The sequence below is a fragment of the Mesorhizobium sp. M2A.F.Ca.ET.043.05.1.1 genome (assembly GCF_003952445.1).
Taxonomy (GTDB): Bacteria; Pseudomonadota; Alphaproteobacteria; order Rhizobiales; family Rhizobiaceae; genus Mesorhizobium.
On the sequence record NZ_CP034446.1, the window covers coordinates 3,340,762 to 3,361,861 of the forward strand.

The following is a 21,100-nucleotide window of genomic DNA, read 5'->3' on the forward strand; positions in this document are numbered from 1 at the left end:
ATCACCTGATATCGGTTGGATTTTGCAATGCAAGGGCTAGAAAAGGCGAGAGTTGGCGCGAATTAAGGCATCGCGATCCCCAATCCAATCGCGAAACTTGATCATGAGCATCACGAATGCGCGAGATTGGTGACGCATTCATGACGCTTCTTACGACCCTTTGGGCTTCCTTTCACCCAAAATTGTGGCGCCGAGCCGCTCCAGCGAAGCGCGCAGGCCGTCATCCTCGATCTTGCCTACCAGATGCGAAAGCTTCGCCTTCTCGGCCTCGGTCAAGGGTCGCGGCGCAGGCTTCGGCCGCGCCTTTTGCGAAAGCACCGGTTTCTGCAGGATCTTGATGCGGCCGATGGCGTTGAAGCCCAGGAAGGCGTTGACGCGGTTGATGACCTCACCGGCCTCGTGCTGCAGGTGCAGCGCCGCCATGCCTTCGCAGGCGACGATCAGTGTCGCCGGCTCGAACGGGTCGTCCTCATGCAGCCGGCGCGGCCACTGGATTTTTTCCGGGCGCGAATGAGTGGCCAGCCGCGGCCCGGCGATCTCCTCCCAGGACTGCACCAGCCCGATCGAGATGCCGGCGCGCTTCTTCAGCATCGGATCGAGGATCTCGGTAGCGAGATCGCTCACCGGAACGGGATTGCCGAAGGCCCTTTTCCCTGCCATGTGCGTTCTCCAGTTCCCAGTTCATCCGATCAATGGCACCGCTCGACCAGACCCGCAAGGCATCACAGCAGGCCGCGTCCGAAGACACGGGCATCGCATCCCGCCTGCTTACCTGGTACGACGCGCATCATCGCGACCTGCCCTGGCGCGTCACGCCGGTTGCGTTTGCGCGCGGCGTGAGGGCCGATCCTTATCGGGTCTGGTTATCCGAGGTGATGCTGCAGCAGACCACGGTCGAGGCGGTAAAGGCCTATTTCCGCAATTTCGTCGGGAAATGGCCGACGGTCGAGGCGCTGGCGGCGGCCCCCGCCGAAGACGTGATGAAGGCGTGGGCCGGGCTCGGCTATTATTCCAGGGCGCGCAATTTGAAGGCCTGCGCCGACCTCGTCGCGCTGCGGGGCGGCCGCTTTCCCGACACCGAGGCTGGGCTGCGCGAACTACCGGGGATCGGCGCCTATACGGCGGCGGCGATCGCGGCGATCGCCTTCGACCGGCCGGCGGCGGTCGTCGACGGCAATGTCGAGCGGGTGATGACCCGGCTCTATTCGATCGATACGCCGCTCAGCGAAGCGAAGCCGCAAATCCGCGCGCTGGTCGAAAAGCTGGTGCCACAGGCCAGGCCCGGCGATTTCGCCCAGGCAATGATGGATCTCGGCGCGACGATCTGCACGCCAAAGCGGCCGCGCTGCATGCTCTGCCCGATCCGCGAGGATTGCAGCGCCATTCTCAGCGGCGATCCCGAGCGTTTTCCGATCCGCCTGCCGAAGGACGACAAGCCGCTGCGCAGGGGTGCTGCCTTCGTCGCCGAGCGCGCCGACGGCGCCATCCTGATGCGCAAGCGGCCTGAGAAGGGCCTGCTCGGCGGCATGACCGAGGTGCCGACCACGGACTGGACGGCGCGGATCGACGGCGCCACGACAGCCGACGCCGCGCCCTTTCCGGCCGATTGGCGGCGCGCCGGGCAGATCGGCCATGTCTTCACCCATTTCGCGCTCGAGCTCGAAATCTTCCACGCCCGCATTAACGACGATGCGCCGTCCGGACATTTCTGGTCGCTGGCCCATGAGATTTCCGGGGAAGCGCTGCCGACTGTCATGAAAAAGGCAATCGAAGCGGCGATACCGGGCGCGACCAAGAGACCGAAAGGCATGCAATGACCGAAATCCGCCATATCGTCTTCGACATCGGCAAGGTGCTGGTCCATTACGATCCGGACATCCCGTTCAGCCGCCTGATCCCCGACGCCGGGGAGCGGAAATGGTTCTTCGATAATGTCTGCACCAGCGCATGGAATCTCGAGCAGGATCGCGGCCGGACCTGGGAAGAAGCCGAGGCGCTGCTGATCGCCGAGCATCCCGGCCATGCCGAGAACATCCGCAATTTCCGCCGCTACTGGCACGAGATGGCGCCGCACGCCTATGAAGACAGCGTCGCCCTGCTCGAAGGCCTGATCGACGACGGCCACGACGTGACGCTGCTCACCAACTGGGCCTCGGACACGTTTCGCGAGGCCCGCGCCCGTTTTCCATTCCTGGAGAAGCCGCGGGGAGTCACCGTCTCCGGCGACATCGGCCTGATCAAGCCTGACCGCGCGATCTACGACCATCACGTCGCGTCGTTCGAACTCGATCCCTCGGCGTCGCTGTTCATCGACGACAGTCAGAAGAATGTCGACGGCGCCAAGGCCGCCGGCTGGCAGGCGGTGCTGTTCACCGACGCCCCGACGCTTAAAGCGGACCTTGAACGGCTGGGGATTACGGCCTGAACTGAATCGCTTGCGGCGATCCGTTGAAGCGTCGATTCAAGAGCGGACCGGCGGCTCAGGCCCCTGCCCGCTCCATGCCGAGCCGGGCAATGCGGCGCAGTTCGTCGATCGGGGTCAGGCCGCCGCTGCGTTCATAATGCCAGAAGGTCCAGCCGTTGCAGGCATCCAGCCCCTGCACCTCGGCGCCTATCTTGTGGATCGAGCCGGCGCTGTCGCCTATCGCCAACGTGCCGTCGGCGCGCACTTTCGCCGCCCAGCGCTTCTTGGCGTCGTAGAGCGTGGCGCCCGGCGCGACAAGGCCGTTGTCGATCAGGCTGATGAAGGCGACGCGCGGTTCGGCGCGCTTGCCCGAAAGCACTGTCAAATCGGCGTTTTCCAGCGGGCGCACCGCGGCGATGCGCTCATTGGCGGCATCGATATAGGCCTGCTCGCGCTCGATGCCGACGAAATGGCGGCCGAGGCGCTTGGCGACGGCGCCGGTGGTGCCGGAGCCGAAGAAGGGATCGAGCACGACGTCGCCCGGCTTGGTCGAGGCCATCATGATGCGGGCAAGCAGCGCTTCCGGCTTCTGCGTCGGATGCAGCTTGTTGCCGTTCTCGTCCTTCAGGCGCTCGCCGCCGGTGCAGATCGGGAACAGCCAGTCGGAGCGCATCTGCAGATCGTCGTTCGACGCCTTCAGCGCTTCGTAGTTGAAGGTGTAGCCCTTGGCTTTCTGGTCGCGCGAGGCCCAGATCATCGTCTCATGCGCGTTCTGGAAGCGGCGCCCGCGGAAATTCGGCATCGGGTTGGTCTTGCGCCAGACGATGTCGTTGAGGATCCAGAAGCCGAGATCCTGCATGCGGGCGCCGACGCGAAAAATGTTGTGGTAGGAACCGATGACCCAGATGGTGCCGCTGGGCTTCAGCACGCGGCGCGCCGCGAGCAGCCAGGCGCGGGTGAAGGCGTCATAGGCTTCAAAACTCTCGAACTGGTCCCAGTCATCGTCCACGGCGTCGACCTTGGACTGGTCGGGCCTGTGCAGATCGCCGTCGAGCTGCAGATTATAGGGCGGATCGGCGAAGATGATGTCGACCGACTTTTCCGGCAGGCGGTCGAGGGCGGCGACACAATCGCCCTTGAGGATCGTGTCCAGCCATTCGGATTTAAGAGGGGCGTGGGAAAGCTCGTCGAGAAGACGCACGGCAGACATCAAAACACCCAAACAAACGCGTTACGGTTTACTGGCTGTTATGGTTACCGATCAGCGTAAACATTCGGTGAAGGCCCGCCGCGTGGCCGCCGAAGTTTGCGCCAGCCCGCCCATTGGTGTATGCCGCGCCGCTTGAGCCAGTCAGGCCTCTCCCCAACGACCCGGATTGCCATGCCCCAGCCAGATCTTGTCATTTTTGATTGCGACGGCGTGCTCGTCGATTCCGAAATCATCGCCGCGCGCGTCGAGGCCGAGCTTCTGACATCGGCCGGATTCGAGATCTCGGCGGAGGAGATTTCCGAGACCTATGCCGGGCTGACCTTCAAGGACATCATGCTGCGGCTCGAGGAGAAGTCGCACATTCCGTTCCAGGCGTCCCTGATCGACCGCGCCGAGGAATTGGTTGACCGCAAGCTGCGCAGCGACGTGCGCATCATCGACGGCGCCCGCGAGGCGGTTGCGGCCGTCACCGCACCGCGCGCCGTCTGTTCCAATTCGCGCACCGAGCGGGTCGAATTCATGCTGGAGAAGGTGCGGCTGCTGCCGTTCTTCGCCGGCCGCATCTTTTCGGGGCTGGACATTCCCAGCAAGAAGACCAAGCCGGCGCCGGATGTGTTCCTCTACGCCGCGGAGAAGCTCGGCGCCAACCCGAAGAACACTTTCGTCATCGAGGATTCCGTGCACGGTATCGCCGGCGCCAGGGCGGCCGGCATGCGGGTGATCGGCTTCACCGGCGCCGGGCACAGCTATCCGGGCCACGCCGACGCGCTGACCGAGGCCGGCGCCGAAACGGTCATCCGGCGCTGGGCGGAGCTCAACAGCACGCTCGCCGCGCTCTCGGAGTGGTCGGAAGACGCCTAGAAGCCCGAGGAACTGCTTACGCGCGCGTGGTCAGAGTGGAGAGTTGGTCTGTATCATAGCGGTTCCGGAGGTCGGCGAGCGCCTTCGGATCCGGCGCCCCATGCGCCGCCAGATCGGCCAGTTCTTCGAAATAATGCTCGTGGCCGGGCGGAGAGACGGTCATCAGCACGCGCGCAGGCTTCTCGCTGACATTAGTGATGTTGTGCGGCACCCCCGGCGGGATGAACAGGAAGGTTCCCGGCGTTGCATGGATCGTCCTGTCGCCGACATGCCATTCACACTCGCCTTCGAGCAGATAGAAGGTCTCCTCCTGCACCCGGTGAACATGCCGCCCGGTGGCGAACTCCGGCGGGATCGTCCAGTCGAACATGCTCGTATGCCTGGTATTTTCGTCGGTGACGAGGAAAGCCATCGGGTGACCACGCAACATGACGCCCTTCTTCTCGTCGGGCATGCGGATGACGGCATCGCTCATATTGTCCTCCTCTGATAAAGAGCTTCTTTCTCGCAAGCTTTCGCGCAACATCGACCGATCGCGCCGGAAAGTCGTGAATCCGTTCCCAAAAATTTGCTAAAATAACAAAATGACCGTCAGGGGCGATCTCTACCAATTCGGCCTGTTCCGCCTCGATCCGGAGGTGGGCATCCTCTTTTACGGCAACGAACCGACCATGCTCGGGCAGCGCGCCGTCGCGCTGCTGCGACTGCTGATCCAGAATGCTGGCCAACCCGTCTCCAAGGACGCGCTGATCGACGCCGGCTGGGGCGGATCGGCGGTTGCCGATAACAATCTGACGGTTCAGATCGCTGCCTTGCGCCGCACATTGGCCGACGCGGCGAATGTCGCGAACTGGATCGAAACATTGCCGCGCCGTGGCTATCGCTATGTCGGACCCGCCGTAGCCACCAACGGTCCCGACACCTCGGTCGCCACCGGCGCCACGTCGGGACCGAGCTTGCCTGAGAAGCCGTCCGTCGCGGTCCTACCGTTCTCGAATTTGAGCGGCGACCCCCAACAGGAGTATTTTGCCGATGGGATGGTGGACGACATCATCACGGGCCTGGCACGGATCAAATGGCTGTTCGTCATCGCGCGAAACTCGACCTTTTCCTACAAGGGTCGCGCCGTCGACGTGAAGCAGATCGGCCGCGAGCTAGGCGTTCGCTATGTGCTCGAAGGCAGTGTGCGCAAGGCCGGCCGTAGCGTGCGGGTTACGGCGCAGATGATCGATGCCTCGACCGGCGCCCATGTCTGGGCCGAGCGCTATGACCGCAGCTCCGACGACATCTTCGCGCTCCAAGACGAGATCGCGCTGGCGGCAGTGGGCGCGATTGCGCCAAGCGTGCGGAAGGCCGAGATCGAACGTGTCAGGCGCAAACGCCCCGATAGCCTCGATGCCTACGATCTCGTGCTGCAGGCCCAGCCTGATGTCGATTCAGGCATGCCGGAGCAAGTGACCAGAGCGCTGGCACTTCTCGAGCGCGCGATCACACTCGAGCCAACCTATGCGCTGGCGCATGGCAACGCCGCGATGTGCCATCACTGTCTGTTCCTTCGCGCCGGCCTGCAGGAGATTAACCGCGCATCTTCGATCAGCCACGCGCGGTCGGCCATCGTCCACGGACAGGACGATGCTCTCGCCCTGACATGGGCTGGCTTTTCGATCGGAATGGATGCGCATGATCGCGCTGCAGCGTTCGCGGCATTGGAAGCCGCCCTCGCCATCAGCCCGTCATCGGCGCTGAGCTACATCCTTGGCAGCGTCATTCTCGGCTGGAGCGGTGAAGCGGAGCGAGCGATAGAATGGAGCAAGCAGGGCTTGCGGCTGAGCCCCTTCGATTCGTGGGCCTGGGCCGCTTTTGACGCACAGGCGATGAGCCATTTGTTGCGCGGCCGTTTCGAAGAGGCTTGCCGTGCTGCCTACAAGTCCGTCCAAGCCAATCCGGCACACAGCATCACCTATGTGCAATTGGCGGCCGCGCTGGCCAGGCTTGGCCGGTTGGACGAAGCGAAGGCAGCCGCCGCTCGCGTGATCGAGCTCCAGCCGGCCTTTCGCTACAGCCGCCAGTTTGCCGGAGTCAATTGCGCGCCGGCGCTCGCGGAGGCTCTTGGCAGCGCGCTACGGGCAGCCGGATTGCCAGAGTAGCCGGCTATAATCGGGGCATCGATGAGCGCAGACATTAATTCGTCGCCGGTGCGCGTTTCTTCCGCTTGCCTTTCGACTTGTCCGCTGGGGCGGCCGGCGCGTTCTCGTCAAAGCCCGCATAGGCCTGGTAGTCCTTTGCGGAAGGCTCCGGCACCACGACATTGGTATCGGTGAAGACGAACTGGGTTGCGGCCGAAGGATCGGTGACCTGCACCTGGTACTGGTGGAGCTGCGAATAAAGCACCTCGTCGCCGTGCTGGACGGCGATGCGGATCGGCATCGTGACGGTTCCGGGCGCGAACATCGGACCCGGCACGACCTTGCCCGCGACCGCGATCTTCATAGACAGCTGGCCGTTGGCATGGGTGCAATCGCGCGTCATGTCCGAGATCGAGGCCTGGTAGATGATCTTGGCCGGATCGTGAGCGGGATCGACCGGCTGGCCGTTGGGTCCGGTCTGGGCCGCAGCGGCGGCCGCCGCCTCGGCTTCAGCGTCCGCGGCGTCAGCCTTCTTTTTCTTCGGTTTCGCCGTCGCGCCCTTGGCATAGGTGTTGAAGAAGGCTGTCCCGTCGCGCAGCGTCACTTTCGGGCAATAGGCCTGCAGCTGGCTGGCGAGGATCTTGGGGTCCTGCGGCGGTATCGGAGCTGTCGGATCGGGTTTCTTGCCGATGCCGAGGTTCAATATGCCATTGTCGCTCGATTGGCAGCCGGCGGCGGCAAGCATAAAGCCGGTGAGCGCCAGACCCGCGACAAAGCGACGGTTGACCGAAAAAAACGCCATGAAACTGCACTTCCCTCTCACAAAGCCGGTGACGTATAGCAACGGCGCGGCAAAAATGCGACTGAGCCGGCTCGGAAAATTAACCAATTGCCGTGGATGACGCGAGCGGCAGCAATGGGCCTTTTACGATGCAATATGTGAGTACCCGCGGCGATGCGCCCGCGCTTGGATTTTCAGACGCGGTGCTGGCCGGGCTGGCGCGCGACGGCGGGCTTTACGTGCCCAGCGAATGGCCGCGGTTTTCGCCCGCCGACATCCGCGCCATGCGCGGGCTTGCCTATCCCGACCTTGCCATCCGTGTGCTGACGCCCTTCCTCGGCGGCGAGATCGCGGCGCCCGTCTTCGAGCGGCTGGTGCGCGAGGCCTACGCGACTTTCCGGCATGAAGCCGTGTGCCCGCTTGTGCAGACCGGCAAGAACACCTTCATCCTCGAGCTGTTCCACGGCCCGACGCTGGCCTTCAAGGACGTGGCGATGCAGTTGCTGGCGCGGCTGATGGATCACGTGCTTTCCGAGCGCGGCCAGCGCGCCACCATCGTCGGCGCGACTTCGGGCGACACCGGGGGCGCCGCGATCGACGCCTTCGCCGGCCGCGACCGCACCGACATCTTCATTCTTTTCCCGCATGGGAAGGTCTCGCCGGTGCAGCAGCGGCAGATGACGACGTTGAGCGCTGCCAACGTCCATGCGCTGTCGGTCGAAGGCAATTTCGACGACTGCCAGGGCCTGGTGAAGGACATGTTCAACGACCACGCTTTCCGCGACAGGGTGTCGCTGTCGGGCGTCAATTCGATCAACTGGGCCCGCATCATGGCCCAGATCGTCTATTATTTCTCGTCGGCCCTGTCGCTCGGCGCGCCGGACCGGCCGGTTTCCTTCACCGTGCCGACCGGCAATTTCGGCGACATCTTTGCCGGTTATGCCGCCAAGCGCATGGGCCTGCCTATCGAGCGGCTGATCATCGCCACCAACGACAACGACATCCTGGCGCGCACGCTGGCGAGCGGCGAATACCGGACCAGGGGCGTGTTCGCCACGACCTCGCCGTCGATGGACATCCAGGTGTCGTCGAATTTCGAGCGCCTGCTGTTCGAGGCGGCTGGCCGCGACGCCGAAACGGTGCGCCGCTACATGAACGGGCTGAAGCAGTCCGGCGCCTTCACCATCGAGGAAGGCGAACTTGAGCGCATCCGCGCCGAGTTCGACGCCGGCCGCGCCACGGTGGACGAGGTCGCCGCCACCATCCGCGCGACGCTCGAGAAAAGCAACTACCTGCTCGACCCGCATACGGCCGCCGCCGTTCATGTCGCAGCCGCCCATGCCTCCGGCCCGGTGCCCATGGTGGTGCTCGGCACCGCGCATCCGGCGAAATTCCCGGCCGCGGTCGAGGCAGCGAGCGGCGTCACCCCTGCCCTGCCCGCATGGCTAGGCGGCTTGATGACAGCCGACGAAAAATACACGATACTTCCATCCGACTTGAAAATGGTGGAAGATTACGTGAACCGCCACTCGCGGGCGGCGCGTTAGGGAGTACTTGCCATATGGGTGTTGAGGTAAGCCGTCTGTCGAACGGCCTGACAGTCGCCACCGAAACCCTTCCAAGCATCGAATCGGTTGCCCTAGGGGCCTGGGTGAAGTCCGGCGCCCGCAACGAGCGCGACGAAGAGCATGGCATGGCCCATCTGCTCGAGCACATGGCGTTCAAGGGCACGAAGCGCCGCAGCGCCTTCCAGATCGCCTCGGAAATCGAGAATGTCGGAGGCGAGATCAACGCCGCCACCAGCGTCGAGACGACCTCCTATTATGCCAGGGTGCTTTCCGACGACGTGCCGCTGGCGGTCGATATCCTGGCCGACATCCTGCAGGAATCCGAATTCGATCCCGACGAGCTGGAGCGGGAGCAGCATGTGATCCTGCAGGAGATCGGGGCCGCGCACGACACGCCCGACGACATCGTCTTCGACCGCTTCACCGAAACCGCCTTCCGGCATCAGACCATCGGCCGCTCGATCCTGGGCACGCCGGAGACGGTCAAATCCTTCACTTCCGGACAGCTGCACGACTTCATCGAGCGGCAATACGATGCCGAGCGCATGGTCCTCGTGGCGGCCGGCGACATCAAGCACGACAATTTCGTGCGCGAGGTCGAGAAGAAGCTCGGCGGCTTTCGCGCCAAGGCGGCGGGTAATATCCCGCAATACGCGCAATATGTCGGCGGCGACTTCCGCGAGGACCGCGACCTGATGGACGCGCAGATCGTGCTCGGCTTCGAAGGCCGCGCCTATCATGTGCGCGACTTCTACGCCTCGCAGGTGCTGTCGATGATCCTGGGCGGCGGCATGTCGTCCAGGCTGTTCCAGGAAGTGCGCGAGAAGCGCGGCCTCTGCTACTCGGTCTATGCCTTCCACTGGGGTTTTTCCGACACCGGCATCTTCGGCGTGCACGCCGCCACCGGGCAGAGCGACATTGCCAAGCTGGTGCCGGTGATCATCGACGAATTGCAGAAGGCCGGCCAGAGCATCCAGCAGGAAGAGCTCGACCGGGCGCGCGCGCAATATCGCGCCGGCCTCATCATGTCGGCCGAAAGCCCGGCCAGCCGCGCATCTCAGATCGCCAGGCAGATGCTCCTGTTCGGCCGGCCGATCGCCAAGGAGGAATTGATGGAGCGGCTTTCGGCGCTGACCGTCGAGCGGCTGACCGATCTCTCCTCGCGGCTGTTCTCGACCAAGCCGACGCTCACCGCGGTCGGCCCCGTGGGCACGCTTGCGCCCTACGAGGCGATCCTCGAATCGCTTGCGGGTCCGCAGACGACGGCCCGCCGGCTCGCCGTCTAGCCCTAAGCAGGTTTCGCAAAAGTGTCCCACGGTTTTGCGATCAAAACCTGCGAGAAACCAGGGAATCTAGGCAGATATTCGTGGGGCATCCCACGAATATCTGCTTAGTTCCAGAGCCGTGTTCGCGCTCCCTTTCTTTCGCCGCGACCTGCCGGCATTGAAGGGCGAAAAGGTCACGCTGCGCGTGCCTCTGACCAACGACTATCGCGAATGGTCGACGGTGCGCGGCGAAAGCCGCGCCTTCCTCGAACCCTGGGAGCCGCGCTGGCAGCCGGACGAGCTCGACCGCACCGCCTGGCGGCTGCGCATCAGCCGCTACCGCGAGGATTACGCGCAGGGCACGGCCATCGCCTTCTTCATCTTCGAGAAATCGAGCGGCAAGCTTGCCGGCGGCATCACGCTCGGCAACATCCGCCACGGTGTCGCGCAGAGCGGCCATATCGGCTACTGGATCGGCGAACGCTTCGGCAGCCGCGGCCTGATGACCGAGGCGGTCAAGCTGGTGTCACGTTTCGCCTTCGATACGCTGAGGTTGCACCGGATCGAGGCTGCCTGTATTCCCGAAAACGCCCGGTCGATCCGCGTGCTTGAAAAAGCCGGATTCCGGCGCGAAGGACTTCTCCGATCCTATCTCAGGATCAACGGCATCTGGCAGGATCACTACCTCTACGCCCGGATCGCGGACGATCCGCCGGGTGATGGAACGAAGGGCTGAATGTGACGAATTTTTCGCGATTAGCGTCGCTGTTCGCCCTTATCCTGGCGGTCGTCGTCACGTTTTTTGCGGCCACGCCGGCTTTCGCCGTCGAGCCGATCAAGATCGCGCGCGACGACAAGGCGCTTGACCTTTCCGGTGCCGTGCAAATCTACCGGAACCAGGGCGAGAACTTCCAGGTCTCGACCGCGCCAGGCCCCGACGGCATCGTGCGGCGCATCGAGGTGGAGGCCAATGACGCCCGCTCCAGCGGCGACTGGGCCGTCTTCGCGCTGGCCAACACCACCGACCAGCAGCTCGACCGGCTGATCGTCGCGCCGCATTTCCGCCTGGTGAACTCCGGCATCTTCTGGCCCGACCTCGGCTCGACGCGCATCGCCGCGATCACGCCCAGCGAGGGCTTCGCGCTCGACCGCCAGACAAGCCCCGACGCCGACGTGTTCCGCGTGACGCTGAACCCCGGAACGGTGGTGACCTTCATCGCCGAGCTCGCCTCGCCGAAACTGCCGCAGGTCTATCTCTGGGAGCCGGATTCCTACAAGGACTCGGTCAATTCCTACACGCTGTTCCGCGGCATCGTCATCGGCATCTCAGGCCTCCTGGCGCTGTTCCTGACGATCCTGTTCGTGGTCAAGGGAACCTCGATGTTTCCGGCAACGGCGGCGCTCGCCTGGGCGGTGCTGGCCTATATCTGCGTCGACTTCGGCTTCCTCAACAAGATCATCGAGATATCGCCCGGCAACGAGCAGATATGGCGAGCCGGCACGGAGGTGGCGCTTGCCGGAACCTTCGTGGTGTTCCTGTTCGCCTATCTCAACCTCAACCGGTGGCACGGCCATTTCAGCTATGGCGCGCTGGTCTGGATCCTCGGGCTGCTTCTGATCGCCGGCGTCGCCATCGTCGATCCCGCGGTCGCCGCCGGCATCGCCCGCATCTCCTTCGCCGCTACCGCGCTCACCGGCCTGGGCCTCATCATCTTCCTCGGCATCCGCGGCTATGACCGCGCGATCATGCTGGTGCCGAGCTGGGTGATGGTGCTGCTCTGGCTATGCGGATCGTGGATGGCCATCACCGGCATGCTGGACAACGACATCGCCCAGCCGGCTCTGGGCGGCGGCCTGATCCTGATCATCCTCTTGATCGGCTTCACCGTCATGCAGCATGCTTTCGCCGGCGGCGCGCTGCACCAGGGCCTGTTCTCCGATCTCGAGCGGCAGGCGCTGGCCGTCGCCGGCTCGGGCGACATCGTCTGGGACTGGGACGTGCTGCGCGACCGCGTGGTGACCAAGCCCGACATCAGTCTGCAGCTCGGCCTTGCGCCGAACAGCCTGGGCGGTGCCGCCCGCAACTGGCTGCCGGTGCTGCATGCCGACGATCGCGACACATTCCGCACCACGCTCGACGTGGTGCTGGAGCACCGCCGCGGCAAGGTGGCGCAGAATTTCCGCCTGCGCGGCGCCGACGGCCACTATCACTGGTTCTCGCTGCGCGCCCGGCCGGTGATCGGTTCCGACGGCGAGGTGATCCGCTGCGTAGGCACCATGGTCGACGTCACCGAGCAGAAGAAATCCGAGGAAAGGCTGCTGCACGACGCCGTCCACGACAACCTCACCGGCCTGCCGAACCGCGAATTGTTCATGAACCGGCTGGAAGCGATCATCTCGATCGCCCGCACCGAGGACAAGGTGCGCCCGACGGTCTTCATCATCGACATCGACCGTTTCAAGCAGGTCAATGACGGCCTCGGCATTTCCGCCGGCGACACCATTCTGCTCACCGTCGCGCGCCGGCTGCACCGGCTCTTGAAGCCGAAGGATTCGCTGTCGCGGTTTGCCGGCGACCAGTTCGCGCTGATGCTGCTTTCCGAGCAGGACCCTGCCCGCATCGCGGCCCTGGCAGATGCCATCAAGCACGCGATCAACAATCCGATCACCTTCGCCAAGCGCGAGATCGTGCTCACCGCCTCGATCGGCCTGATCACCTGGACGACGGCGCAAACTTCCGCCGAGGACATGGTCAAGGACGCCGAGCTTGCCATGCACCAGGCCAAGCGTTTCGGCGGCGACAGGATCGAGCCGTTCCGGCCCGCCTTCCGCACCGTCGGCACTGATCGCCTGCAGTTCGAATCCGACCTTCGCCGCGCCATCGAGCGGCGCGAGTTCACGCTTGCCTACCAGCCGATCGTGCGGCTGGAGGACGGCAGCGTCGCCGGCTTCGAGGCGCTGCTGCGGTGGGACCACCCGCGCCGCGGCATGATCCCGCCGGGAGATTTCATCCCGGTGGCCGAGAATTGCGGGCTGATCGTGCAGCTTGGCCTGTTCGCCATGCAGCAGGCGGCCGAGGACCTCGCGGGCTGGCAGAAGCAGATCGGCGACGCGCCACTGTCGGTGTCGGTCAACCTCTCCAGCCGCCAGCTGATCCGCCGCGACCTGGTGAGCGACGTCCGCTCCGTCATCGCGCGGGCCAATCTGAAGCCGCGCTGCTTCCGGCTCGAGCTCACCGAATCCCTGGTGATGGACAATCCCGAGCAGACCGCGCATGTGCTGACCAAGCTGAAACAGCTCGGCATCGGGCTGTCGCTCGACGATTTCGGCACCGGCTATTCCTCGCTCTCCTACCTGACACGCTTCCCCTTCGACACGATCAAGATCGACAAGAGCTTTGTTGACGACGCCACGCCGAAGCGCGCCGTGCTGCTCAAATCCATGGTCAACATGGCGCATGAGCTGGGGCTGTCGGTGGTCGCCGAAGGCATCTCGGACGAAAGCGACGCGCTGGAACTCCGCCAGATGGGCTGCGAATATGTCCAGAGCTTCATGTTCGGCGCGCCGATGCCCGGCGACCAGGTGCTGAAGACGCTGAGGGAGCAGTATCCGCTGACCCAGGCTTAGAGGCCACCGCTTCGGCGATTGGCGCGCCTCTCGGTTCGTCACCCTAGGGCGGAGCAAGGAGCGCAGCGACGCGGCGCAGACCCTAGGATCCATGCCGTGACGCTAAGGCGTTGAAAACGGTGCAGAATTCTGCGCCGCTGCACCTACGGTAGATGTAACGGAATGGATCCTAGGGTCTTCGCGACGGAGCTACGCTCCTGCTTCGCCCTAGGATGACGAAGGCGCGGGCGTTCGCGGTAGTCGCGAGGATCATGCGTGCCCGGCGGCGGCGCTCAGATGGGCGAGGTCGATGCCGATCGAGGCCAGGATACGGTCGTATTTGCGCTCGATATCGGCGTCGAACAGAAGTTCCTGCGTCGCAGGGCAAGTGAGCCAGCCATTCTCGGCGATCTCCGTCTCGAGCTGGCCGGCGCCCCAGCCGGCATAGCCGAGCGCCATCAGCGCATGGCGGGGGCCGCGCCCCGTAGAGATGGCGCGCAGGATGTCGACGGTCGCGGTCAGGCAGATATCGTCGGAAACGTTGAGCGAGGATTCCACGCGATAGTCGCCAGAGTGCAGCACGAAGCCGCGGCTGCGGTCGACCGGCCCGCCATTGCGCACGACGAAATCGCGCGTATGCGCCGGCAGTCGGATCGCTTCCTGCTCGTTCATGATGCCGAGCTGCACCAGCAGGTCCGGAAACAGCATCTGCTGCGTCTGGTTGATGATCAGCCCCATCGCGCCCTCGTCGCTGTGGGCGCAGATGTAGATGACGGAGCGCGCGAAGCGGTCGTCCTTCATGCCAGGCATGGCAATCAGGAACTGGTCGTCGAGGAAGCCGCGTCCGGCGGCCGCCTTCTTGTGGCGCAGCAAGTCCATGGGTTGAGCGTAACGCGTTTCGGCTGCGCCGAAAAGATGGTGTCAGTCCCCGATGTCACGCAAATATGATACCGGGAGAGCGACGAGGCCATTGCGCGGCCAAGAACGGACGGTCAAATCACCGCCATGCGATACATGAAGATACTGGTTCTCGGGATCGTTTTCGGATGGGCTACGGGCCTCCCGGCCGAGGCCTCTTCCTCGATCTGGTACAATTCGGAGGGCGGCAAGGTCCGGCTGGTGACCACCGGCAAGCCCGATGAGGCCGGCAAGATCCGCGGCGTGCTCGACATCGCGCTGAAGCCGGGCTGGAAGACCTACTGGCGGGATCCGGGCGATGCCGGCGTGCCGCCGCAGCTCGACATATCCGGCAGCACCAACATCGCCGACGCGCAATTGTCGTTCCCGCCGCCGCAGCGGCATGACGACGGCTACGGCAAATGGGCCGGCTATGATCGTCCGGTGTCGCTGCCGGTGACCTTCACGGTGTCTTCGCCCGGCCAACCTGCGACGATCGACGCCCATGTCTTCCTCGGCATCTGCGAGACGATCTGCATTCCGGTGCAGACCCGGCTCAGCGTCGATCCCGGTTCCGATCCCGACAACGCGACCGACGCGGCATTGGTCAAAACCGCGCTTGCGACGCTGCCCTCCCCGGCCCGGCCCGATTTCGGCATCAGCGTGCTGCCCGGCGACCACGAAACCCTTGTCGTCCAGGCACAGTCGCCCGGGGATCCGGAATCCGTCGACTTCTTCATCGCCGGCGAGCGCGACTACATGTTCGGCGCGCCGGTGCGCAGCCAGAAGGACGGCAAGCTCGTCTTCACCGTGCCGATCCTCGACCGGCCATCGGCAACGCCGAGCGATGGCGGGCTGTATTACACGCTGACCAGCGCCGAAGGTTCGGTGGACGGGTTGCTGCCTTTCCCTTGATCCAGCATTGGCGCAATGGTTGCGGGAAATCGTCCGGTCCGATATCGAAGGCATCGACCTTCCCCATCTCCCAAGCGAGGAACCCATGACCATTTCGGTTGGCGAAAAACTGCCCGCATCGAACTTCAAGGTGATGACCGCCGACGGCGCCAAGCCGATCACCGGCGACGAGATCTTCGCCGGCAAGAAGGTGGTGCTGTTCGGCGTCCCCGGCGCTTTCACGCCGACCTGCAGCAACAACCATTTGCCCGGCTATCTCGAGAACCATGACGCCATCCTGGCGCGCGGCGTCGACACGATCGCCGTGGTTTCGGTCAACGACGTCCACGTCATGGGCGCCTGGGCGAACTTCACCGGCGGCGAAGGCAAGATCCTCTACCTCGCCGACGGCAGCGGCGATTTCGCCAAGTCGGTCGGGCTCGACAACGATCTTTCCGCTGCCGGCATGGGCCTGCGCTCGAAGCGCTTCTCGATGATCGTCGACGACGGCAAGGTCGTGGCACTCAATGTCGAAACCAAGCCGGGCGTCGACGAGAGCGGCGCCGCTCATATCCTCGGGCAGCTCTAGATCAGGATGACGTTTCGTTGACCCGCCATCCTGATCCCACTCTTTGCTGGAGCATGATCTTGTCCGAAAACCGGTTCCCACTTTTTGCGTGCGCTGACCTCCGGTTCGGGATCATGCTCTGATGCTCGACATCGCCTGGCGCGCGGTGGCGATCGGCATCGGCGCCACCGTGTTCATGGATATCTGGGCGATCATTCTCAACAAGGCGATCGGCCAGCCCTTGCCCAACTGGGGCATGGTCGGGCGCTGGGTGCGGCACCTGCCAGAGAGGGTTTTCCACGACGATATCGGCAAGGCCGCGCCCTATGCGCATGAAAAAGCGCTCGGCTGGGCGTTCCACTACCTCGTCGGCATCCTTTACGGCGTGGTCCTGATCGTGCTCGCCGGCGCGGGTTGGCTGGCCGCGCCGACCTTCCTGCCCGCCTTCATCCTCGGCATCGTCACGGTTGGAGCCGGCTGGTTCCTGCTGGCGCCAGGCATGGGCGCCGGCTGGGCGGCGTCCAAACTCCCCAACCCGACGAAGGTGCGCGCGCTGAACCTCGTGGCGCATACGGTGTTCGCGCTCGGCATGTTCTCGACGGCGCTGCTGATCCGTTAGCTGTAGAAGTCTCGCGTCAGTAGCTCTGCGTAAAGCGCCGGGGGGCGCGTTTGCCGGTTGGAGCGGCTTTCTGTGGCGCTGCCCCAACCGGCGCAGGCCTTGCCAGCTTCGGCTTGAACGGCGCCATGCCTTGCCGGGCCAGTTCGTCGGCGCGTTCGTTTTCCGGATGGCCGGCATGGCCCTTTACCCAGTTCCAGGTGACCTTGTGGCGCCGGTTGGCCTCGTCGAGCGCCTGCCAGAGCTCGCCATTCTTGACCGGCTTCCTGTCGCCGGTCTTCCAGCCGTTCTTCTTCCAGCCATGGATCCATTTGGAGATGCCGTCCATGACGTATTTGCTGTCGGTGTAGAGGTCGACCGTGCAAGGTTCCTTCAGCGCATTGAGCGCGGTGATGGCGGCCAGCAGTTCCATGCGGTTGTTGGTGGTCTCGGCCTCGCCGCCGGACAGTTCCTTGGTGACGCCGTTGTAGCGCAGTACGGCGCCCCAGCCGCCCGGCCCGGGATTGCCCGAGCAGGCGCCGTCGGTGAAGATCTCGATCTTTTTGTTCATGTCAGCCCGTATTCGGATGGCGACCTGATCGCGCGGTGGAAGCGCATGCGGCGGATATATTCGGTCGGGTCGCGCTTCATCACCAGTCCGCCATCCGGGATGGTCAGCCAGTCATAGAGGCGGGTCAGCATGAAGCGCAGCGCCGAGCCGCGCGCCAGCATCGGCATAGCCGCCTTCTCGTCGTTTCCAAGCGGCCGCACCGACTGATAACCGGCGAGCAGCGCCGTACCCTTGGTCAGGTTGAAGGAAAAATCCTTCTCGAAGCACCAGGCGTTGAGGCAGGTGGCGACGTCGTACGCGTAGAGATCGTCGCAGGCGAAATAGAAGTCGATCAGCCCGGACAGCTTCTCGCCGAGGAAGAAGACATTGTCCGGGAACAGGTCGGCGTGGATGATGCCTTGCGGCAGGCCGTTCGGCCAGTTGCGCTCGAAATCGGCGAAGTCGGCGTCGACCTCCGCCGCCAGGCCCGGCTCGACCTCGTCGGCGCGGCCGCGCGAGGCCGCCCAGAGCTTGCGCCAGCCGTCGATCGCCAGCGCGTTCGGCCTTCTCATCTGAAAATCCTGGCCGGCAATATGGAGGCTGGCGAGCGCCTTGCCCACTTCCGCGCAATGCGCGGCGGTCGGGCGCCTGAGCGACAGGCCTTCGAGGAAGGTGATGATGACGGCAGGCCGGCCGGCGAGCGTGCCGATGACGGTGCCGTCATGCGCCGTGACCGGCAGCGGGCAGGAAATGCCCTTCCGGGCAAGATGGCCCATCAGGCCGAGGAAGAACGGCAGGTCGGCCTTGTCGACGCGCTTCTCATAGAGCGTCAGGATGTAGGAGCCGGTCGAGGCGTGGACCAGGAAATTGGAATTCTCGGTGCCCTCGGCGATGCCCTTGTAGGAGAGCAATTCCCCCACCGGATAGGCTTTGAGGAATGCGGTCAGTTCGCCTTCGTTGACGTCGGTGTAGACGGCCATCCTGTTTCACGCCGCTCCATTGACGAAGGCCATATCGGCCGCCGTCAGTTCGACATCGCGCAGCACCCGCATCACCGGAAAATCCTCCGTTTCCGTGGCCGTTATCGCCAGGCCGATGGTGACGTCGAAGCGCTGCCGGAACGCGTCGATGATCTCGTCGACGATGATCTCCGGCGCCGAGGCGCCGGCCGACAGGCCAAGTGTCCTGATCCCGGCGATCTCATCCCATGGAATCTCGGCGGCGCGCTGCACGAGAAGCGACATGGTCGCGCCCGCGCGCTCCGCCACTTCGACAAGACGACGCGAGTTGGACGAATTGGGCGCGCCGACGATGAGGAAAAGATCGGCGCCGGCGGCCGTCTCCTTCACCGCTTCCTGGCGGTTGGTGGTGGCATAGCAGATCGATTCGGCCGCGGCCGCGTGCAGTTCGGGAAACCGCTCCTGCAGAGCCCGGATGATGCCGGCGGTGTCCTCGACCGACAAGGTCGTCTGGGTGACGAAGCCCAGCGCCGAGGCGTCGACGGGCACGAAGCGCGCGGCGTCGGCCTCGGTCTCGATCAGCGTCACGGCGCCTTCCGGCAACTGGCCCATCGTGCCGATCACTTCCGGGTGACCGGCGTGGCCGATCAGAAGCACATGGCGGCCGAGCCGCTGGTGGCGCATCGCCTGCTTGTGCACCTTGGAGACCAGCGGGCAGGTGGCGTCGAGGTAGAAGAGATTGCGCGCCTCGGCATCGGCCGGCACCGATTTCGGCACGCCATGCGCGGAAAAGACCACGGGCGACTGGCGATGCTCCGGAGGAATCTCGGACAGTTCCTCGATGAAGACGGCGCCGAGGCTCTGCAGCCCTTCGACGACGTAGCGGTTGTGCACGATCTCGTGGCGGACATAGACCGGCGCGCCGTATTTCTTCAGCGCCAGCACCACGATCTGGATGGCGCGGTCGACGCCGGCGCAGAAGCCGCGCGGCTGGCAGAGCCTGATCGTGAGCGGTGGCTTTTTCTCAATCATGAATTCTGGCCGGTTAAGTCGTCGTACTGGACGCGAAATGAGGTGCGCACCCCTGCCCTGTCAAGAGCGCGGGCTTCACGCTTCCTTCGTCGGGCGGCGCAGCCTCAGAATCAGCACGGCGGCGAGAGCCGCGGCCAAGCCATACCAGGTGACCGCATATTGCAGGTGATTGTTGGGCAGATCGATGATGGTGACGCCACCGACGGGCAGGCCGCCGGGATTCGGCGTTTTGTCGGCATCGATGAAGAACGGCACCAGCACGAACCCGGCCGGCAGGCCGGCGGTGGCCGCCATGACATCGCGGTCCTTCCAGTAGAAGATGTTCTTGGCGACGTCATTGTCGGGAAGCATCATCGACGGTTTTGCGAGCAACGGATTGCGCGCAAGCCCGGTCACCGTCACCTTGCCGGCGACCTCGCCCTGTCGGCGCCTGGCCGGATCCTTGAGGTCATAGGGGACGAAGCCGCGGTTGACGAGCACGAAGCGACCGTCGTCGAGTTGCAGGGGCGTGTAGACGTTGAAGCCGCTTTCGCCTTCCCAGGTGGAAAAGAAATGCCGCTCGCCCTGGTGCAGGAAGGTGCCCGTCACCGTCACCGGGGTGTAATCGACATCATAGGAGGCGGCGAATTCTCTCTCGACGTCGGCCAGTGGCAACGGCACCGAATGCGTCCGCTTGTCGATGGTCGCAAGCAGGTCTTCCTTCCAGTGCAGGCGCTGGACCTGCCAGGTGCCGAGCCCGATCAGGATGGCGAACAGGACAAGGCCGAGGCCGATAAGCAACGCCGAACGCGGCCGCGAACGGCCGGCCGCCGAAGCGGTCGCCTCGGTCATTCGTGGGATTCCAGCCTGCCCTCGGAGGCTTTCTTCGAGTACTGCAAGGTGATCAGCACGCCCTTGATCAGGCGCAGCGCCGTCAGGCAGAGCACCAGCGCCAGCGGTATCCATAGGATGAAGTGCAGCCAGAGCGGCGGGCTGAACGTCACCTCCATCCAGAGCGCGAGGCCGACGACGAGGAAGCCGATGATCAGGATGACGAACACCGCCGGCCCATCGCCAGCATCGGCGAAGGAATAGTCGAGCCCGCAATTGTAGCAGCGCTTGCCGACGGTGAGGAAGCCCGAGAACAGCTTGCCTTCGCCGCAGCGCGGGCAGCGGCCATGCAGGCCGGCCGAGATCGGATCGATGGGTGGCCAGATCGCCTTGTCTTCGCTCATTTCATGATCTCGATCGGTGTGCCATCGGCCACCATAGTCCAGATTTCATCCATATCGGCGTTCGTAACCGCAATACAGCCGTCGGTCCAGTCGACCATTTGAAGCAGCCGGCCCAGCCAGCCGAAACCGTTCGGCTGGCCATGGATCATGATCGCGCCGCCTGGTTCGACGCCGAGCGCCTTTGCCGCCGCCATGTCATCGGCGTTGGGATAGGAGATGTGGATCGACTTGTGGGCGACGCTGTTGGGATTGCGCCAGTCGAGCATGTATCGACCCTCCGGCGTTCGCTCATCGCCTTCCCGATGCTTTTGACCAACCGGATCTCCGCCTAGCGCGATCCTGTAGCTGCGCAGGATCTTATCGCCGCCGATCAGTTGCAATTGCCGGTTTGACTTCTCGACGCGCACCAAATCAACCTTCTGCTGCGACAACACATTGCGTTCAAGCAGCGGAGTCGTCCCGATCAGACACGCGGCGATGGCCAGAGGAATCTTCACCCACATCGCTCACCGATGGGCGGCCATTGCGCCGAAAAGAAGAAAGGCGGTCGCGTTGCCGCGACCACCTTCA

General features: G+C 64.3%; 22 protein-coding genes. 11 read left to right on the plus strand and 11 right to left on the minus strand.

Annotated elements, in window-relative coordinates; translation table 11 throughout:
- Positions 1-150: 150 nt before the first annotated feature.
- On the minus strand, positions 151-660 hold the full coding sequence (locus EJ069_RS16445) for a DUF721 domain-containing protein (RefSeq protein ID WP_126062191.1): 510 nt from the start codon (positions 658-660) through the stop codon (positions 151-153).
- A 32-nt stretch (positions 661-692) separates the two neighbouring features.
- Between EJ069_RS16445 and mutY the strand changes: the two genes are divergently transcribed.
- Together mutY and EJ069_RS16455 are read left to right on the plus strand one after the other, a co-directional pair.
- Entirely contained in the window at positions 693-1,817 is a 1,125-nt protein-coding gene (mutY, locus tag EJ069_RS16450) for an A/G-specific adenine glycosylase (protein ID WP_126062192.1), read from the plus strand.
- On the plus strand, positions 1,814-2,425 hold the full coding sequence (locus EJ069_RS16455) for an HAD family phosphatase (protein WP_126062193.1): 612 nt from the start codon (positions 1,814-1,816) through the stop codon (positions 2,423-2,425). Before mutY ends, EJ069_RS16455 begins: the two co-directional genes overlap by 4 nt.
- A gap of 55 nt (positions 2,426-2,480) precedes the next feature.
- On the opposite strand, the gene EJ069_RS16460 is transcribed toward EJ069_RS16455, so the two are convergent.
- Positions 2,481-3,614, minus strand: a complete 1,134-nt coding sequence (locus EJ069_RS16460; RefSeq protein ID WP_126062194.1) for a site-specific DNA-methyltransferase — start codon at positions 3,612-3,614, stop codon at positions 2,481-2,483.
- A 171-nt stretch (positions 3,615-3,785) separates the two neighbouring features.
- Here EJ069_RS16460 and EJ069_RS16465 point away from each other — a divergent pair, with 171 nt between their 5' ends.
- Complete coding sequence (locus tag EJ069_RS16465) at positions 3,786-4,475, plus strand: HAD family phosphatase (protein WP_126062195.1); 690 nt, start codon at positions 3,786-3,788, stop codon at positions 4,473-4,475.
- A gap of 16 nt (positions 4,476-4,491) precedes the next feature.
- Here EJ069_RS16465 and EJ069_RS16470 read toward each other — a convergent pair whose 3' ends face one another.
- Positions 4,492-4,950 (minus strand): cupin domain-containing protein, encoded by a 459-nt coding sequence (locus tag EJ069_RS16470; RefSeq protein ID WP_126062196.1) that lies wholly within the window; start codon positions 4,948-4,950, stop codon positions 4,492-4,494.
- A 109-nt stretch (positions 4,951-5,059) separates the two neighbouring features.
- Here EJ069_RS16470 and EJ069_RS16475 point away from each other — a divergent pair, with 109 nt between their 5' ends.
- Positions 5,060-6,622: a winged helix-turn-helix domain-containing tetratricopeptide repeat protein gene (locus EJ069_RS16475; RefSeq protein ID WP_126062197.1), complete on the plus strand. Its 1,563-nt coding sequence runs from the start codon at positions 5,060-5,062 to the stop codon at positions 6,620-6,622.
- Between the two features lie 34 nt (positions 6,623-6,656).
- On the opposite strand, the gene EJ069_RS16480 is transcribed toward EJ069_RS16475, so the two are convergent.
- On the minus strand, positions 6,657-7,403 hold the full coding sequence (locus tag EJ069_RS16480; RefSeq protein ID WP_126062198.1) for a hypothetical protein: 747 nt from the start codon (positions 7,401-7,403) through the stop codon (positions 6,657-6,659).
- Positions 7,404-7,531: 128 nt separating this feature from the next.
- Between EJ069_RS16480 and thrC the strand changes: the two genes are divergently transcribed.
- The 4 genes from thrC to EJ069_RS16500 all read left to right on the plus strand — a co-directional run bounded on the left by thrC (position 7,532) and on the right by EJ069_RS16500 (position 13,842).
- Positions 7,532-8,929 (plus strand): threonine synthase, encoded by a 1,398-nt coding sequence (thrC, locus tag EJ069_RS16485; protein WP_126062199.1) that lies wholly within the window; start codon positions 7,532-7,534, stop codon positions 8,927-8,929.
- 14 nt (positions 8,930-8,943) lie between these two features.
- Entirely contained in the window at positions 8,944-10,236 is a 1,293-nt protein-coding gene (locus tag EJ069_RS16490) for a pitrilysin family protein (protein ID WP_126062200.1), read from the plus strand.
- A 118-nt stretch (positions 10,237-10,354) separates the two neighbouring features.
- Positions 10,355-10,951 carry a GNAT family protein gene (locus EJ069_RS16495; RefSeq protein ID WP_042641788.1) on the plus strand — a complete coding sequence of 199 codons (597 nt, stop codon included), beginning with the start codon at positions 10,355-10,357 and terminating at the stop codon, positions 10,949-10,951.
- Between the two features lie 2 nt (positions 10,952-10,953).
- Complete coding sequence (locus EJ069_RS16500; RefSeq protein WP_126062201.1) at positions 10,954-13,842, plus strand: EAL domain-containing protein; 2,889 nt, start codon at positions 10,954-10,956, stop codon at positions 13,840-13,842.
- Between the two features lie 249 nt (positions 13,843-14,091).
- Here EJ069_RS16500 and EJ069_RS16505 read toward each other — a convergent pair whose 3' ends face one another.
- On the minus strand, positions 14,092-14,700 hold the full coding sequence (locus EJ069_RS16505; RefSeq protein WP_126062202.1) for a YqgE/AlgH family protein: 609 nt from the start codon (positions 14,698-14,700) through the stop codon (positions 14,092-14,094).
- A 126-nt stretch (positions 14,701-14,826) separates the two neighbouring features.
- Here EJ069_RS16505 and EJ069_RS16510 point away from each other — a divergent pair, with 126 nt between their 5' ends.
- The 3 genes from EJ069_RS16510 to EJ069_RS16525 all read left to right on the plus strand — a co-directional run bounded on the left by EJ069_RS16510 (position 14,827) and on the right by EJ069_RS16525 (position 16,799).
- The gene (locus tag EJ069_RS16510) at positions 14,827-15,633 is read left to right on the plus strand and encodes a protein-disulfide reductase DsbD domain-containing protein (protein ID WP_126062203.1); all 807 of its coding nucleotides are present in this window, start codon (positions 14,827-14,829) and stop codon (positions 15,631-15,633) included.
- 85 nt (positions 15,634-15,718) lie between these two features.
- A complete protein-coding gene (locus EJ069_RS16515) occupies positions 15,719-16,201 on the plus strand; it encodes a peroxiredoxin (RefSeq protein WP_126062204.1) in 483 nt (160 codons plus the stop codon).
- Between the two features lie 121 nt (positions 16,202-16,322).
- Positions 16,323-16,799, plus strand: a complete 477-nt coding sequence (locus EJ069_RS16525) for a DUF2938 domain-containing protein (protein WP_126062205.1) — start codon at positions 16,323-16,325, stop codon at positions 16,797-16,799.
- 16 nt (positions 16,800-16,815) lie between these two features.
- Here EJ069_RS16525 and rnhA read toward each other — a convergent pair whose 3' ends face one another.
- From rnhA to EJ069_RS16555, 6 genes are all read right to left on the minus strand, one after another.
- Positions 16,816-17,346 (minus strand): ribonuclease HI, encoded by a 531-nt coding sequence (gene rnhA / locus EJ069_RS16530; RefSeq protein ID WP_126062206.1) that lies wholly within the window; start codon positions 17,344-17,346, stop codon positions 16,816-16,818.
- Positions 17,343-18,305, minus strand: coding sequence for a homoserine kinase (locus EJ069_RS16535; RefSeq protein WP_126062207.1), 963 nt, complete (start codon positions 18,303-18,305; stop codon positions 17,343-17,345). The genes rnhA and EJ069_RS16535 overlap by 4 nt, the downstream gene beginning before the upstream one ends.
- Before the next feature lie 6 nt (positions 18,306-18,311).
- The gene (gene ispH / locus EJ069_RS16540) at positions 18,312-19,316 is read right to left on the minus strand and encodes a 4-hydroxy-3-methylbut-2-enyl diphosphate reductase (RefSeq protein ID WP_126062208.1); all 1,005 of its coding nucleotides are present in this window, start codon (positions 19,314-19,316) and stop codon (positions 18,312-18,314) included.
- 75 nt (positions 19,317-19,391) lie between these two features.
- The gene (locus EJ069_RS16545; protein ID WP_189476423.1) at positions 19,392-20,147 is read right to left on the minus strand and encodes an SURF1 family protein; all 756 of its coding nucleotides are present in this window, start codon (positions 20,145-20,147) and stop codon (positions 19,392-19,394) included.
- Positions 20,144-20,530 (minus strand): DUF983 domain-containing protein, encoded by a 387-nt coding sequence (locus EJ069_RS16550; RefSeq protein WP_112125877.1) that lies wholly within the window; start codon positions 20,528-20,530, stop codon positions 20,144-20,146. Before EJ069_RS16550 ends, EJ069_RS16545 begins: the two co-directional genes overlap by 4 nt.
- Positions 20,527-21,033: a L,D-transpeptidase family protein gene (locus EJ069_RS16555; RefSeq protein ID WP_126062209.1), complete on the minus strand. Its 507-nt coding sequence runs from the start codon at positions 21,031-21,033 to the stop codon at positions 20,527-20,529. Before EJ069_RS16555 ends, EJ069_RS16550 begins: the two co-directional genes overlap by 4 nt.
- Positions 21,034-21,100: the final 67 nt, after the last annotated feature.

Bases quoted from the DNA above. Each gene is read 5' to 3' on its own strand.
- EJ069_RS16445 (WP_126062191.1), bottom strand. From the start codon at position 660: ATGGCAGGGAAAAGGGCCTTCGGCAATCCCGTTCCGGTGAGCGATCTC.
- mutY (WP_126062192.1), top strand. From the start codon at position 693: ATGGCACCGCTCGACCAGACCCGCAAGGCATCACAGCAGGCCGCGTCC.
- EJ069_RS16455 (WP_126062193.1), top strand. From the start codon at position 1,814: ATGACCGAAATCCGCCATATCGTCTTCGACATCGGCAAGGTGCTGGTC.
- EJ069_RS16460 (WP_126062194.1), bottom strand. From the start codon at position 3,614: ATGTCTGCCGTGCGTCTTCTCGACGAGCTTTCCCACGCCCCTCTTAAA.
- EJ069_RS16465 (WP_126062195.1), top strand. From the start codon at position 3,786: ATGCCCCAGCCAGATCTTGTCATTTTTGATTGCGACGGCGTGCTCGTC.
- EJ069_RS16470 (WP_126062196.1), bottom strand. From the start codon at position 4,950: ATGAGCGATGCCGTCATCCGCATGCCCGACGAGAAGAAGGGCGTCATG.
- EJ069_RS16475 (WP_126062197.1), top strand. From the start codon at position 5,060: ATGACCGTCAGGGGCGATCTCTACCAATTCGGCCTGTTCCGCCTCGAT.
- EJ069_RS16480 (WP_126062198.1), bottom strand. From the start codon at position 7,403: ATGGCGTTTTTTTCGGTCAACCGTCGCTTTGTCGCGGGTCTGGCGCTC.
- thrC (WP_126062199.1), top strand. From the start codon at position 7,532: ATGCAATATGTGAGTACCCGCGGCGATGCGCCCGCGCTTGGATTTTCA.
- EJ069_RS16490 (WP_126062200.1), top strand. From the start codon at position 8,944: ATGGGTGTTGAGGTAAGCCGTCTGTCGAACGGCCTGACAGTCGCCACC.
- EJ069_RS16505 (WP_126062202.1), bottom strand. From the start codon at position 14,700: ATGGACTTGCTGCGCCACAAGAAGGCGGCCGCCGGACGCGGCTTCCTC.
- EJ069_RS16510 (WP_126062203.1), top strand. From the start codon at position 14,827: ATGCGATACATGAAGATACTGGTTCTCGGGATCGTTTTCGGATGGGCT.
- EJ069_RS16515 (WP_126062204.1), top strand. From the start codon at position 15,719: ATGACCATTTCGGTTGGCGAAAAACTGCCCGCATCGAACTTCAAGGTG.
- EJ069_RS16525 (WP_126062205.1), top strand. From the start codon at position 16,323: ATGCTCGACATCGCCTGGCGCGCGGTGGCGATCGGCATCGGCGCCACC.
- rnhA (WP_126062206.1), bottom strand. From the start codon at position 17,346: ATGAACAAAAAGATCGAGATCTTCACCGACGGCGCCTGCTCGGGCAAT.
- EJ069_RS16535 (WP_126062207.1), bottom strand. From the start codon at position 18,305: ATGGCCGTCTACACCGACGTCAACGAAGGCGAACTGACCGCATTCCTC.
- ispH (WP_126062208.1), bottom strand. From the start codon at position 19,316: ATGATTGAGAAAAAGCCACCGCTCACGATCAGGCTCTGCCAGCCGCGC.
- EJ069_RS16545 (WP_189476423.1), bottom strand. From the start codon at position 20,147: ATGACCGAGGCGACCGCTTCGGCGGCCGGCCGTTCGCGGCCGCGTTCG.
- EJ069_RS16550 (WP_112125877.1), bottom strand. From the start codon at position 20,530: ATGAGCGAAGACAAGGCGATCTGGCCACCCATCGATCCGATCTCGGCC.
- EJ069_RS16555 (WP_126062209.1), bottom strand. From the start codon at position 21,033: ATGTGGGTGAAGATTCCTCTGGCCATCGCCGCGTGTCTGATCGGGACG.